At 64.3% G+C, this 14,298-nt stretch carries 12 protein-coding genes; 9 read left to right on the forward strand and 3 right to left on the reverse strand.

Annotated features, from left to right (window positions below; genetic code table 11):
- Nucleotides 1-268 precede the first annotated feature (268 nt).
- The 5 genes from phnS to QCE63_RS27590 all read left to right on the forward strand — a co-directional run bounded on the left by phnS (nucleotide 269) and on the right by QCE63_RS27590 (nucleotide 6,835).
- Nucleotides 269-1,342, forward strand: a complete 1,074-nt coding sequence (gene phnS, locus QCE63_RS27570) for a 2-aminoethylphosphonate ABC transporter substrate-binding protein (RefSeq protein WP_404990225.1) — start codon at nucleotides 269-271, stop codon at nucleotides 1,340-1,342.
- Nucleotides 1,343-1,358: 16 nt separating this feature from the next.
- Nucleotides 1,359-2,405 (forward strand): 2-aminoethylphosphonate ABC transport system ATP-binding subunit PhnT, encoded by a 1,047-nt coding sequence (gene phnT, locus QCE63_RS27575; protein WP_309839278.1) that lies wholly within the window; start codon nucleotides 1,359-1,361, stop codon nucleotides 2,403-2,405.
- The gene (phnU, locus tag QCE63_RS27580; RefSeq protein WP_309837606.1) at nucleotides 2,383-3,309 is read left to right on the forward strand and encodes a 2-aminoethylphosphonate ABC transporter permease subunit; all 927 of its coding nucleotides are present in this window, start codon (nucleotides 2,383-2,385) and stop codon (nucleotides 3,307-3,309) included. Before phnT ends, phnU begins: the two co-directional genes overlap by 23 nt.
- A 1-nt stretch (nucleotide 3,310) precedes the next feature.
- A complete protein-coding gene (gene phnV / locus QCE63_RS27585) occupies nucleotides 3,311-4,123 on the forward strand; it encodes a 2-aminoethylphosphonate ABC transport system, membrane component PhnV (RefSeq protein ID WP_309837607.1) in 813 nt (270 codons plus the stop codon).
- 258 nt (nucleotides 4,124-4,381) lie between these two features.
- A complete protein-coding gene (locus QCE63_RS27590; protein WP_309837608.1) occupies nucleotides 4,382-6,835 on the forward strand; it encodes a glycogen/starch/alpha-glucan phosphorylase in 2,454 nt (817 codons plus the stop codon).
- A gap of 36 nt (nucleotides 6,836-6,871) precedes the next feature.
- Here QCE63_RS27590 and QCE63_RS27595 read toward each other — a convergent pair whose 3' ends face one another.
- The 3 genes from QCE63_RS27595 to QCE63_RS27605 form a co-directional block, all read right to left on the reverse strand.
- A complete protein-coding gene (locus QCE63_RS27595) occupies nucleotides 6,872-7,279 on the reverse strand; it encodes a DUF6232 family protein (protein ID WP_309837609.1) in 408 nt (135 codons plus the stop codon).
- 112 nt (nucleotides 7,280-7,391) lie between these two features.
- The gene (locus tag QCE63_RS27600; protein WP_309837611.1) at nucleotides 7,392-9,488 is read right to left on the reverse strand and encodes a TonB-dependent receptor; all 2,097 of its coding nucleotides are present in this window, start codon (nucleotides 9,486-9,488) and stop codon (nucleotides 7,392-7,394) included.
- Between the two features lie 165 nt (nucleotides 9,489-9,653).
- The gene (locus tag QCE63_RS27605) at nucleotides 9,654-10,028 is read right to left on the reverse strand and encodes a DUF2946 domain-containing protein (protein WP_309837612.1); all 375 of its coding nucleotides are present in this window, start codon (nucleotides 10,026-10,028) and stop codon (nucleotides 9,654-9,656) included.
- A gap of 205 nt (nucleotides 10,029-10,233) precedes the next feature.
- Here QCE63_RS27605 and QCE63_RS27610 point away from each other — a divergent pair, with 205 nt between their 5' ends.
- From QCE63_RS27610 to aspT, 4 genes are all read left to right on the forward strand, one after another.
- Entirely contained in the window at nucleotides 10,234-10,527 is a 294-nt protein-coding gene (locus QCE63_RS27610) for a hypothetical protein (RefSeq protein WP_309837613.1), read from the forward strand.
- Between the two features lie 101 nt (nucleotides 10,528-10,628).
- The gene (locus QCE63_RS27615) at nucleotides 10,629-10,922 is read left to right on the forward strand and encodes a metalloregulator ArsR/SmtB family transcription factor (RefSeq protein WP_309837615.1); all 294 of its coding nucleotides are present in this window, start codon (nucleotides 10,629-10,631) and stop codon (nucleotides 10,920-10,922) included.
- A gap of 54 nt (nucleotides 10,923-10,976) precedes the next feature.
- Nucleotides 10,977-12,038, forward strand: a complete 1,062-nt coding sequence (locus tag QCE63_RS27620; RefSeq protein WP_309837616.1) for an alkene reductase — start codon at nucleotides 10,977-10,979, stop codon at nucleotides 12,036-12,038.
- 521 nt (nucleotides 12,039-12,559) lie between these two features.
- Nucleotides 12,560-14,254 carry an aspartate-alanine antiporter gene (aspT, locus tag QCE63_RS27625; protein ID WP_309837617.1) on the forward strand — a complete coding sequence of 565 codons (1,695 nt, stop codon included), beginning with the start codon at nucleotides 12,560-12,562 and terminating at the stop codon, nucleotides 14,252-14,254.
- The last annotated feature ends 44 nt before the right edge of the window (nucleotides 14,255-14,298 follow it).

Raw genomic sequence — 14,298 nt, forward strand, 5'->3', positions numbered from 1 at the left:
AGGGAAGCGGCGATTCGTCGGTACAACGGACGGCATCCTACGTGGGGGCAAAATGCGCCGCAAGACATCGGAGCCGCCGGGAGAGCGAAGTTTGTTCGGCGTGGGCGGAACACGGATTCGCCCATCGTTCGAGCACTGCAAGGTTGGCGAAAAGTGCCGATTGTTGGCAAATCGTGGTGCGTTCACGTCGATGTCACGGATATCTGCAATTCTCCGGTTCGAGGTTGAAACCGCCTCGAATCCTCCCGACATGAGAGAGCTCACCACCATGACCCGCGATTTGCGCCTTGCGCGCGCCGTGCTGCCGGCGTTCGCCGCTGCATTCAGCCTGTTTGCCGCGATGCCCGTGCACGCCGCCGGAGCTGTCGTTCTCTACACCGCCGACGGTCTCGAGAACCTCTACAAGGATGTGCTGCCCGCGTTCGAAAAGAAGGAAGGCGTGAAGGTCAACATCGTCACGGCGGGCAGCGGTGAAGTCGTGAACCGCGCGACGGTGGAGAAGGACGCGCCGAAGGCCGACGTGCTCGTCACGCTGCCGCCGTTCATCCAGCAGGCGCAGCAGGGCGGCCTGTTGCAGCCGTACCCGAGCGTGAACTACAAGAACGTTCCGGCGATCGCGAAAGCGCAGGACGGCGCGTGGGCCACGTTCGTGAACAACTACTTTTCGTTCGCGATCAATCCCGACGTCACGAAGACCGCGCCGCGCACCTTCGCTGATCTGCTGCATCCGAACTACTCGGGCAAGATCGCTTATTCGAATCCCGCCACCGCCGGCGACGGCATGGCCGTCATCATCCTGACCTCGGCGCTGATGGGCGAGGATGCGGCGTTCGGCTATCTGAAGAACCTCGAACAGAGCGCCAAGTTCCACACGAAGGGCACCGGCTATCTCGACGTGCTGCTCTCGCGCAACGAGATCGCCTTCGCGAATGGCGACCTGCAGATGGACCTCGACGACGCCGCCAACGGCGGGCTCTCGATCAAGCCGCTGTTCCTGTCGCACAAGGCCGGCGAAGCGCCGACCACGTTCCAGCTGCCGTATGCGATCGGCCTCATCAAGAGCGGACCGAATCAGGCCGAGGGCAAGAAGCTCATCGACTATCTGATGTCGCCGGAAGTGCAGGCGAAGGTGCCGGACATCTACGGCATTCCGGGCCGCACCGACGTGCCGCTGGCCGGCAAGAACGGCGAAGCCGTGAAGCAGGCCATCGCGGGCGTGAAGCTGATTCCGGTCGACTGGAACCAGGTCATGGCGAAGAAGGCCGGCTGGACCGAACGCTGGAAGAACGAAGTGATCGGCAATACGGGCAAGCAGACTGAAGTCGTCAAGCCGAAGTCGTAACGTGAACGCGATTCCCATGCAGACAGCGGGCGTCGATGCGACGCCCGGCGTGCAGATCGACCGGCTCACGGTGCGCTTCGGTGCGCGCACGGTGCTGGACGATCTCTCGCTGCATATCGAGCGCGGCGAGTTCCTGACAGTGCTCGGCAAGAGCGGCTGCGGCAAGACCACGCTGTTGCGCTTCATCGCGGGCTTCGTTGCGGCCGATGCGCTTGCAGGCCGGCTGTCGATCGCCGGCCGCGACCTGACGCACGCGGCGCCGCACCGGCGCAATCTCGGTTTGCTGTTCCAGAGCTATGCGCTGTTTCCGCATCTCTCGGTGTTCGACAACATCGCCTTCGGCCTGCGCGCGCGCCGGCTCGGGGCCAGCGAGATTACGCGCCGCGTCGCCGATGCGCTCAAGCTCGTGCAACTGTCCGATGCCGGCCATGTGATGCCCGCGCAATTGTCGGGCGGCATGCAGCAGCGCGTGGCGCTGGCGCGTGCGCTGGTCATCGCGCCGGACGTGCTGTTGCTCGACGAGCCGCTGTCCGCCCTCGATGCCAACCTGCGCGCGTCCGTGCGCAGCGAATTGAAGGCGCTGCATGAACGCCTGCCGAACCTGACGATTGTCTGCGTGACGCACGATCAGGATGACGCGCTGGTGCTTTCGGACCGCACGCTGTTGATGCGCGATGGCCGCATCGCGCAGCTGGGCGCGCCGCGCGAATTGTATGACGCGCCGAACGATGCCTACGTCGCCCGCTATCTCGGCGCGGCGAACCTGCTGCCGCCGCGCGTGGTGTATCCGCTTGGGGCTGCGGGCCATGAGGAGCGCGAGCGGCTGGCGTGCATCCGTCCGGAGAGCTTCAGGATCGGGCCGCTGGGCGAAGGCCGCCTGCACGGCACGATTGCGTCCGTCGAATGGTATGGCGCGGCGTTGTCCATCTCGGTCGCGCTCGATGCGTTGCCCGGCGAGCCGGTGCTCGTCTCGATGCAGCGTGGCCACGCCCGCGCGCCGGAGCAGGGCGCGCGCGTCTCTTTGAATTTCGAGGCTGACGATGTCGTCCTTGTTCGTCCCTGACAGCGTCGCGCGCGACGAGCCCCCCGGCGACGCTGAGCTTTCCGAGCAATTCGCCGCTCATGCCGCCGCAGCGAAGCGCCGGGCGCGCCGCGCGCAATGGCATCTGCTGTTCATTCTCGTGGTGGTGCTCGGGCCGCTCGTCGTCTATCCGCTCGCGCGCCTCGCGATGCTGAGCGTAAGCGGACCGCAAGGCTTCACGCTGCGTGCCTACACCGCGTTCTTCGGCAATCCCGAAACGCGCGGCATGATCGGCACGACGCTTGGCATCCTGTTCGCCAGCGCGAGCATTGCTTCGCTGCTCGGCGTCGCGCTGGCCTCGATGCTGTTCTTCAGGCCGTTCGCGGGCGCGCGGCTGCTGACGCGCTTCCTGGAATTGTTCGTCGCGTTTCCTTCGTTTCTCGTGGCCTTCACGCTGATCTTTCTCTATGGCTCGCAGGGCTCGGTGAGCATCGGCCTGCAACGGCTCTTTTCCCTCGATGCCACGCCGCTGGACTTCCTGTTCGGCATCGGCGGCGTGATCCTGGCGGAAGTCGTGTTCTATGCGCCGTTCGTCGTGCGCCCGACGCTCGCGTCCTATGCGACGCTCGACATGCGTCTCGTCGAAGCGGCGCGGAGCCTCGGCGCGAACGGCTGGATGGTCGCGCTGAAGGTCGTGCTGCCGCTCGCGTGGCCGGGCATCGCGGCGGGCACGGTCCTGTGTTTCCTGCTGACGCTGAACGAGTTCGGCATTCTGCTCGTGCTCGGCAGCGCGCATCTGATTACTTTACCCATCGCCATCTACAGCGCCGCGACCGTCGACCTCGACCTGCCCACCGCGGCCGCCGGCGCGGTCGTGATGCTGCTGATGTCGCTGTCGCTGCATGCGCTGTACCGGCGCGCCGAACGCCGCTCGAAAGGACGTTGACATGCAGCTTGCCCTTGCTTCGCGCTTCAGACCAGGCGCCGTCCTGAGCATCCTCGCGACGGCATGCGTCGCGCTGCTGTGCGTCTGGCTGTTCGTGCTGCCGGTGGGCGTGGTCGCGCTGTCGAGCGTCGCGTCGCACTGGTCCGGCACGATCCTGCCCGACGGCTACAGTACGCGCTGGTTCGCGCGCCTCTCATCCAGCGACTTCGACGCGGTCGTCACGAGCCTCGAAGTCGGTCTCGGCGTGGCGGTGCTCGGCACCACGCTGGGGCTCTGGCTCGCGCTAGCTTTGGAAGGACGCGACCGGCGCGGCCTCGGCGCGCTCGTCGATGCCGTCGCGATGATGGGTAGCGGCGTGCCGAGCGTCGTGCTCGGTCTCGCGGTGCTGATCGCCTATCACAAGCGTCCGCTCGATCTCTCCGGCTCGGCGGCCATCGTCGTGCTGGTGCAACTCGCGCTCGTGCTGCCGTTCTGTTATCGCTGCGCGGCCGCGGCACTGCGCCCCGAGCTCACGACGCTGCGCGAGGCGGCCGCGAGTCTCGGCGCGCCGCCGCGCAGGGTGCTGTTGCAGGTCGTGCTGCCGCAACTCGTGCCGGCGATTCGCGCCAGCCTGGCGCTGGGCTTCGCGCTGTCGCTCGGCGAACTGGGCGCGACGCTCACGGTCTATCCGCCCGGCTTCGCGACGGTGCCCATCGTCGTCGTGGGGCAGGTCAATCGCGGCTACTATCTGCCGGCATCGGCGCTTTCGCTGATCCTGCTCGGCATCTCGCTTGCAGCGCTGCTGCTGATCGCCGCGCGGACGCCGCGCCGTTGAGAAGCGTGCCGATCATACGGATGGCGAAGTAATTATTTCTCTCGCTCTGAAAAGAGCGAGGGCGCTGGTGAGCAATTCCCGGGCCTCATTGCGGTGCACGAGCCGTCATACCAAAAACAATAAAACTGGCGTAACCTGCACGTTCAGGCGCGACCGCACCCGCGCGGAAACGGGCGATAGCCGGCAAATGCGTCCAATCGGTGAACTCCGGATGCGCTTTCGCGGTCGCTGCATATGATGCAATAACCGGAGGTTTCGATGACATCCGTCGACCTGGAATTCGACCAGCTCAATAGTACTGTCGATGCGCTCAGGCGCTCCATCTCGAACCGCCTGATGTACGGCGTGGGCAAGGATGCGGTCACCGCGCAACCGCGCGACTGGCTGCATGCCGTCGAACTGGCGGTGCGGGACCGCCTCGTGGCGCGCTGGATGCGCACCACTCGTCTGCAATATGAACAGGACGTGAAACGCGTCTATTACCTGTCGATGGAGTTTCTTATCGGCCGGACCTTCACCAACGCGCTGCTCGCGCTCGGCATTCACGACGAAGTGCGTGACGCGCTTGCCGGTCTCGGCGTCGATCTCTCCGCGCTGGAGGATCTCGAACCCGATGCCGCGCTCGGCAACGGCGGCCTAGGCCGTCTCGCCGCCTGCTTCCTCGACTCGATGGCAACCGTCGGCGTGCCCGGTTTCGGCTATGGCATCCGTTATGAATACGGGATGTTCCGCCAGACGATCGTCGACGGCAACCAGGTTGAAATGCCCGACTACTGGCTGCGCGCGGGCAATCCGTGGGAGTTCCCGCGTCCGGAAGTGGTGTACACCGTGCATTTCGGCGGGCGTACCGTGCAGCACGAGGACCGCACCGACTGGATCGATACCGAGCACGTCAACGCGATGGCCTACGACACGGTCATCCCCGGCTTCGCCACGACGGCGACGAATACGCTGCGCCTGTGGTCCGCGCGCGCGACCGACGAGTTCGATCTCTCCGCCTTCAACCAGGGCGACTATCGCCGCGCGGTGGAAGCGAAGAACACGTCTGAACATGTGTCGCGGCTGCTGTATCCGGATGATTCGACGCAAGCCGGCCGCGAACTGCGCTTGCGCCAGGAATACTTCTTCGTCTCCGCGACGATGCAGGATCTGATTCGCCGCTATCAGCGCACGCATACGCACTTCGGGCGGCTCGCCGAGAAGGTGGCGGTGCATCTGAACGACACCCATCCGGTGCTGGCGATTCCCGAACTGATGCGCCTGCTGGTGGATCGTCATCATCTGCCGTGGGACAAGGCGTGGAAGCTGATCCAGCAGATGTTCTCGTACACGAACCACACGCTGATGCCGGAAGCGCTCGAGACGTGGGATGTCGAGATGCTCGCGCGGCTGCTGCCGCGACATCTGGAAATCATCTTCGAGATCAACGCGCAGTTCCTGAAGCAGGTCACCGAGAAGTTCGGCCGTGACGTGGAGCTGATCCGCCGCATCTCGCTGGTCGATGAATACGGCCAGCGCCGCGTGCGCATGGCGCATCTGGCGATCGTCGCGAGCCACAAGGTCAACGGGGTTTCAAAGCTGCACTCGCAACTGATGGTGCAGAACATCTTCTCCGACTTCGCGCGCATGTATCCGGAGCGCTTCACCAACGTGACGAACGGCGTCACGCCGCGCCGCTGGCTCGCGCAGGCGAGTCCGTCGCTGTCCAGCCTGATCGACAAGCGCCTCGGGCCGCGCTGGCGCACCGATCTCTTCGAACTCGGCCGGCTGCGCGAATGGCGCGACGATCCCGAATTCCGCAAGGCGTTTCATGACGCGAAGTTCGCGAGCAAGCTGCGGCTCGTCGAACGCGCGAAACGCGAGGCCCACGCGATCATCAATCCCGAGGCGCTGTTCGACCTCCAGGTAAAGCGGATCCACGAGTACAAGCGGCAACTGCTCAACATCCTGTATGTGATCGTGCGCTACAACCGCATCCGCGAGAATCCGGAGAAGGACTGGACGCCGCGCGTGGTGATGTTCGCGGGCAAGGCGGCGTCGGCGTACAAGATGGCGAAGAACATCATCAAGCTCATCAACGACGTCGCGAAGAAGATCAACGCGGATCCGTTGATCGGCGATCGACTGAAGGTGGGCTTCATCCCGAACTATGGCGTGAGCGTCGCGGAGTTGATCATTCCGGCAGCCGATCTCTCCCAACAGATCTCGATGGCCGGTACCGAAGCGTCAGGCACCGGCAACATGAAGCTGGCGTTGAACGGTGCGCTGACCATCGGCACGCTGGATGGCGCGAATATCGAAATCTGCGATGCGGTGGGACGCGAGAACATCTTCATCTTCGGCAACACGACCGATGAGATCGAGTCCTTGCGCGCGGCGGGTTATCGGCCGCGGCAGATCTATGAAGAGAACCCGGAACTGAAGGTCGCGCTCGACCAGATCCGCCTCGGGCATTTCTCGCCGGAGGAGCCGCACCGCTTCTACGACATCTTCCACACGCTGGTGGACTGGGGCGATCACTACATGGTGCTCGCCGACTTCGACAGCTTCGACAAGACCCAGACCGAAGTCGATCTCAAGTTCCGCGACAAGGACGCGTGGACCCGGAGCGCGATCGAGAACGTGGCCGGCATGGGCATTTTCTCGTCGGACCGCACGATCGCGGAGTATGCCCGCGATATCTGGCACGTCGAGCCGTTGCAGATCACCTGAGTGCAACGGGGCACGTCGTGCCCCGTATCGTGACGATCAGCTCTGCGGCTTCACCGCCGCAGTGGCTGCGGCGTGCTTCGAGACCGCCTCGGCGACCAGCGCGGCTACCTTGTCCGCGAAGTCCTGATCCTTGGTGATGAGCACTTCGCGTTCGCCTTCGGGCGTCGCGACCATCAGTTGATAGATGACGTCCTGCGTGATCCAGGTCAGGTAGCCAACCACGACGAGCATGATGCCGAGCACGAGCGCCGCGCCCGAGCCGGTGAAGATGCCCGCGCCCAGCGCCACGAGCCCGATCAGCGCAAGGATGACCGGCAGCGGCTTCTGGCGCGGAATCATGACGACGCGCGCCGTGCGCAGTTCGCGCAGCGGGATCATCTGGCCCGAGGCCGACAGGCCCGCGCGCGACAGCGTGACGCCGCGTTCGTTGAAGGGAGTATCCATAAGCGTTGCGTGAAGTCCGACGAACGGTGAAACCGGGCAGGTTACCAGACCGCGCGGTCCGGCGGCGTGTGCCGTATCGACACGGGCCGCCGGACTGGCCGCGTAGACCGGCCTAGAAGGCGTAGCGGACCCCCGCGAAGACGCTGCGTCCCTCGCCCGGATAAAAGATTGCCGTGGATGCCGTGCGGGCGTCGGCGACCGTGCTGATGTCGCTGACATAGCGCTTGTTGGTCAGGTTGCGCGCGTCCAGGAAGACCGACAGCCCGTTCCTGAAGTCCATGCCCGCCTGAAGGCCCAGCAAGGTGTAGCCGGGCACGCGCAGCGTGTTGGCGTCGTCGGCCCAGGCGCCGGCCGGCACCCAGTCCACCGATGCCGAAATGTGAAAGCCGTTGGGCCGCGAGTAGCCGAGCACCGCGCGCACCACGTTCACCGGCACGCCCGCGATGCGGTTGTTGCCGTACACCGGGTCGTCCTTGAAGCGGAAGTCGCTCAGGTTCCACACGCCGGAGAGCGTCACCTTGTCGCCCGCGCCGGGGCTCGTCAGATTGCGCAGCACGTCCACCGACACGCCCGCTTCGACGCCCTGCAGCACGGTCTTGTTCGCGTTGAAGGTGGAGGCGGGGATGTCGGGGCTCGTCGTGTATTGCAGCAACTGATCGCGGACGATCGAACGATACGCCGTGAGGTCCCAGCTCACGGGGTCACGCGTGCCGCGCGTGCCGAGTTCGAGCGTCCACGCATGTTGCGCGCTCAGCGGCGTGAATTGCGTCGTGTTCGAGAAGGTCTGCGTCAGGTCGCTGAAGTCGGGCACGTCCTGGCTGCGCGTGACGTCCATGTACGCCTGGATCTCGCGGTTCGGCTGCCATAGCAGACCGAGTTTTGGATTCACGCCGCTGAAGGTCTCGCTGGTGGACTTGTAGGTCGGGTCGGCGGCGAGTCCGCCATGATCGACATACTGGCGCACGTCGCGCAACGCCTTGAAGCCTGCCATCAGCGCGACCGTCGGCAGGAAGAACAGGCGGTCTTCCACGTAGGCTTCGTAGTTATAGGCGCTTTGCGTGGAGTCCAGCGTCTGCGTGCCTTCGTTGCCCGAGACGTTCACGTATTGCCGCGCCCGCGTGTTGCCGCCGAAAAAGCGCGCGCCCGCGATCACGTCGTTGCGCATGCCGCCCAGATTGAGCGTCGCCGTATAGCGCGGGGCGATGCCGTAGGTCCAGCCATCCTGGTCGAGCACCTGGAAGATCGGGTGGTAGAGACTCTTGTGAATTGCCCAGGTGACCACGTCGAGTTGGCCGACATCGAGCTTCACGCTCGTCTTGTTGGCGATGCGTTCGGTGCGCGTGTCGCGCGCCTGATCGCCGGACAGCGCGCTCGGCGCGGCCTTGGTGGGATTGCTCAGCGCGTCGCTGAGCGAGAGCGTGCCCGGCAGTTCCTGATCGACAACATAGACGCCCAGGTAGAAGCGCGTCTCGACCTGCGGCGAAAAGCGGTAGCCGATGTTCGCGTTGAACTGCTCGTACTGCCCGCGTTCGTGATCGCGGTAGCCATCCGCATGATTCACCGAGAACGTGCCGATGAAATCCAGCGGCCCCAGCACGCGCGAGAACTGCGCGCTGCTGCGCACCGTGCCGTAGCTGCCGCCTTCGAGTCGCAGAATGTTCGGCGCCTCGGCGGTGCGGGCGGTCGGCGTGATGAAGTCGATCGCGCCGCCCTGCATCGACGAACCGTACGCAAGACCGTTGCCGCCCTTGTAGACATCGACCGATTGCAGCGCGATGGGGTCGATCTGATAGTAGTCGCCGCTGCCGTCGGCGAGGTTGGTCGGAATGCCGTCCTGAAGGATTTCGAGTCCGCGCGTGTGATAGCTGCGCGCGATGCCCGAGCCGCGGATCGACAGCCGCAGTTCCTGGCCATAGCGGTTCTGCACGAACACGCCGGGAACGTTCTTGAGCACATCGCGCAGGGTGAAGGCGTAGGTGTTCTGGAAGTCGTCGCCATCGACGAAACCCGCCGAGCCGACGGTCTCTAACAGCTTGCGTTTCTCCTGCGCGACGCTCTGCGACGTGAGTGACTGCGCGGACTGTCCCTGCACGATCACGGCGGGGAGCGTAGCGGCGGGTTCAGGCGTCGTCTGGGAAAACGCGCGCGAGGCGAACAGCAGGCTCACGCCGGTGGCGAAGGCGCTTTTTCTGGCGAAGGCGTATTTCATTGTTTCGCCTCCGCGAGCGTGAAAGCAGGCGAGGGCGGCTCGCAGCCGTGTGTGATCGGGCACAGGGTCATGGTTCTTCTCTGATATCGGTCGTGAAAGATCGCGCACGCGCATGGACGTGCGAAACCGTTCGATGCCCCAGGGCATCGCGTCATGAGGACGAGGTCAGATCAGAACGGGCGGGGCGCGTGGCTGCGCCGGGGAGAAGTGCGTGGCGCGCCGCGTGTTGCGCGCGGGCGCGGCCGCGACGGTTTGCCGCGCAGGAATATCCAGCGAGAACGCCAGCCGTACGGTCGGCAAGACAGGCGCATGCGCGAAGACATGACAGTAGCCGCAGGTCTGGCCGTCGAGGTGCGCGGGGGTGTCGGAACTACGATGCTCGTCCGCTGGGGTCGCGTGCGCCGAGCACAGTTCCGCAGTGAAGTCCGCCGCATGCGCATGCGCCGCGAGCAATTGCGAGATCGCCGGTGCGAACGTGATCAGCAGCATGGCGAACAACGCCAGCAGTGAACCCGTTCGTTGATGGAGGCGACGGCGCATGGTGATCGGAGATAAGGGCGGAAGTCGTGACGGCGGCGATTATGCCATCGGCTACTTGGTATTACAGAGCAAATTGCGCGGAAATTCCCGGAATAAATATGGTGCGTGAAACGGTGCATGTCATTGCATGTGCGGCGCAACGCACCGAGACCGCTGGCTCACTGTGGCAGTGTGCTCGCATGAAGCTCACGGCACGGGAGGTCGCATGAACGTGCGCACGGTTTCGTTGTGGATTGCGATGGCATGCATGGCCGGGCATGCCGCCGCCGACACGCTCACACGCGCGGACGGTGGCCGCTACGTCGGACAGGTCGTGAGCGGAAAGGCTGACGGTCAGGGCGTCGAAACGCGTCCTGACGGAACCATCCTCAAGGGTCGTTTCGCCCAGGACGCTTTCGTCGAGGGCACGATGCGCTCGGGCGGCTGGGTCGTGCCGTTCTCCGCCTGCCATTCGCCCAGTGCCAGCGCCTCCGCCGCGCCTCAGGTCGCCGATCGTTGAAGCGTGGGGCACTTGCATATCGTAAAATTCCGATATAAAATTCGACGCAAGACGATTTCGGGAGCCTTTGCATCCGTTTCGTCAGACACAAGCGCACCGAAATGGATATCGACGCAATTCACAAGGCCCTCGCCAACCCCCTTCGCCGCGAGATTCTCGAGTGGTTGAAGGAGCCGGAGCTGCATTTCCCTGAACAGGAACTGCCGCATCTGCACGGCGTTTGCGCGGGTCAGATCGATGGACGCTGCGACATGTCGCAGTCCACCGTTTCGGCGCATCTTTCTGTTTTGCAAAAGGCCGGACTCGTCACCACGAAGCGCGTTGGACAGTGGGTGTTCTTCAGGCGCGACGAAGCGGTGATCCAGGCGTTCCGCGATTCCCTCGCGAAGCTCTGAGCAGGTTTTCCGCACGGCGCGGTCCAGCTTTCAATTTATTTAGGATGCCATTACATGACGACTCTCTTCGATCCGCTCAAGGTCGGTGCACTCACGCTCAAGAACCGCATCATCATGGCTCCGCTCACGCGTCAGCGTGCCGGCGTCGAGCGCGTGCCGAACGCGCTGATGGCGCAGTACTACGCGGACCGCGCATCGGCCGGTCTGATTCTCAGCGAGGCAACCTCGGTGACGCCGCTAGGCGTCGGCTATGCCGACACGCCGGGCATCTGGTCGGATGAGCAGGTGGAAGGCTGGAAGCTCGTGACGAAGGCCGTGCACGATGTCGGCGGCAAGATCATGCTGCAACTGTGGCATGTGGGCCGCATCTCCGACCCGGTGTTTCTCGACGGCGAATTGCCGGTGGCGCCGAGCGCCATCGCGGCGGGCGGACATGTGAGTCTCGTGCGTCCGCAGCGTCCGTTCGTGACGCCGCGCGCGCTCGAACTGGATGAAATCGCCGGCGTGGTCGCCGCGTTCCGCAAGGGTGCGGAGAATGCGAAGCGCGCGGGGTTCGACGGCGTCGAAGTGCATGGCGCGAACGGCTATCTGCTCGACCAGTTCCTGCAGGACAGCACCAACAAACGTACCGATGCCTACGGCGGCGCGATCGAAAGCCGTGCGCGTTTGCTGCTCGAAGTGGTCGACCAATGCATCGACGTCTGGGGTGCGGACCGCGTGGGCGTGCATCTCGCGCCGCGCGCGGATTCCCACACGATGGGCGATAGCGACCGCGCCGCGACCTTCGGTTATGTGGCGGGTGAACTTGGCCGTCGCAAGATCGCGTTCATCGCGGCGCGCGAGCACGAAGCGGGCGACAGCCTCGGGCCGCAACTGAAGAAGGCGTTCGGCGGCGTGTATATCGTGAACGAAGGGTTCTCGAAGGCGAGCGCCGAAGCGATCATCGCGCGCGGCGACGCGGACGCGGTGGCCTGGGGCAAGACGTTCATCGCGAATGCGGATCTGGTGCGCCGCTTCGAACAGGACGCCGCGCTGAACGACTGGGACACCTCGACGTTCTACGCGCCCGGCGCGAAGGGCTATACCGACTATCCGCTGCTCGAAACGGCGGAATAAAACCACGCATTGAAAAACAGGAGAACGACGGCGCACGCCGTCGTTCTTCAGTGCTCGCGCATCGGCCGCAAGCCAGTTTCATCCTCCCCGCCATTCGGTCTGTCTCTACGCACGCATCAGCGTCCGCGTCTGTCCCTCCGCCTCCCTCGATAAGTTGCCTCGACACCTCAAAGCGCTCATCGCAGAACTTCGACCCCTGACGACCGCCGGGCAATTGCCGGTCACAAAAAATTGCGGACTTGTTAGGGGCAGTTACGAAAATTGGTGTATTGGTGAGCCGTCGAGATGAATCCGTGCCAGACGCAGGCCCGGGCCGATGAGGCTCGCGTTTTACGCCCGGCAAGACGCAGAACTTGCGTCGAATTGCGCGTGTGTTGTCGTCGGTCAAGCTGTGCTTTCATTTCGAACGGATGGCTGAAACTTCGTCAATATAATTCGGGCGATTCAAATGATCGTGCTGATTTTCTGCCGTTTCTGGTCAAAAAAACGGCAAAGCAGCTTCGACTTGACAAGGAACGCTTATGTCATGGCTTACTGCAACACTGCGTAGTTATCCTGAAATCGCCGTATTTTTCTCGTTGGGCGTTGGCTACTGGGTCGGCGGGAAAAGCTTCAAAGGGTTCAGTCTCGGCGCAGTGACCGCGACCCTGCTCGCCGCCATTGCCGTAGGCCAGCTCGGCATCACCATCTCACCCAACGTCAAGTCCGTTTTCTTCCTGATGTTCCTGTTCGCCGTCGGCTATGGCGTCGGGCCGCAGTTCGTGCGCGGCATCGCGAAGGACGGATTGCCGCAGGCGTTGTTCGCCGTCATTCAATGCGTGTTGTGCCTGGCCGCGCCGTGGGTCGCCGCGAAGATCGCCGGTTATGACATCGGCTCGGCGGCGGGGCTGTTCGCCGGCTCGCAGACCATCTCGGCTTCAATGGGCCTCGCGACCGACGCAATCAATCGCCTTGGCCTGCCACCCGAGCAGGCCAAGGCGATGCTCGACGCCATGCCTACTGCCTACGCCGTGACTTACATCTACGGCACGATCGGCTCGGCGCTGATCCTGGCGATGCTCGGTCCACGGCTTCTCGGGATCGATCTGGTGGCGGCGTGCAAGGAGTACGAGAAGCAACTCGGCGGCGGCACGGAGCTGGGCGGCGACGGCTCGGGCTGGCATCAGTTCACGCTGCGCGCCTATCGCGTGCAGGCCCATGGCCGTGTCGTGGGGCTGACGGTCGCGCAGGCGGAAGCACTGGAGCCCGCGGGCGCCCGGCTCTTCATCGAGCGGATCCGGCGCGGCGGGCAGATCCAGGAAGCGAAGATCGACGACGTACTGGAGGCCGGCGACGTGGTCGCGGTGGTCGGGCGGCGCGATCAGCTGGTCGAGATTCTCGGCGGTGGCGTGGCGACAGAAGTCGACGACGCGGAACTGCTCGCCGTACCGGTCGAAGGCGTCGATATCTTCGTGACGAACAAGTCGGTGGAAGGCAAGACGCTCGGCGAACTGGCGCATTTGCCAGGCGCGCGCGGCGTGTTTATCCGCAGGATCAAACGCGGTGCGACCGAGACGCTCATACCCGTACTGGCGAACACGAAACTGCACCGTGGCGACACCGTGACGGTGGTAGGGCGCACGCAGGACACCACGGCCGTCGCAAAGGCGGCCGGCGTGATCGACCGTCCGAGCGATGTCGCCGACATGGCGTTCACCGGCCTGGCGATCACGCTTGGCGCGCTGATCGGTGCGGTCGTCATTCACGCGGGCGGCGTTCCGCTCACCCTGTCGACCGCGGGCGGCGCGCTGATCGCGGGGATCGTCTTCGGCTGGCTCCGCGCGATTCACCCGACCTTCGGACGGATTCCGTCTCCGACACTGTGGTTCATGAATTCGGTCGGCCTGAACGTGTTCATCGCCGTGGTGGGCATCACCGCTGGCCCGGGCTTTGTCGCGGGGCTCGAGAAGCTCGGCGTGAGCCTCTTTCTGTGGGGGATCTTCGCGTCATCCGTGCCGCTCATTCTCGGCATGTACATCGCGAAATACGTCTTCAGGTTTCATCCGGCGATCCTGCTCGGCATCTGCGCGGGAGCGCGGACCACGACGGCCGCGCTCGGCATGATCTGCGATGCCGCGAAAAGCCAGGTGCCGGGCCTCGGCTACACGGTCACCTATGCGGTGGGCAATACGCTGCTGACGATCTGGGGGATGGTGATCGTCATGCTTCTCTCGTGAGCGTGCCGCATGCCTTTTCGCGTGTCATCGAGTTGATTTCTTTT

This window comes from Caballeronia sp. LZ065, from assembly GCF_031450975.1.
GTDB lineage: Bacteria > Pseudomonadota > Gammaproteobacteria > Burkholderiales > Burkholderiaceae > Caballeronia.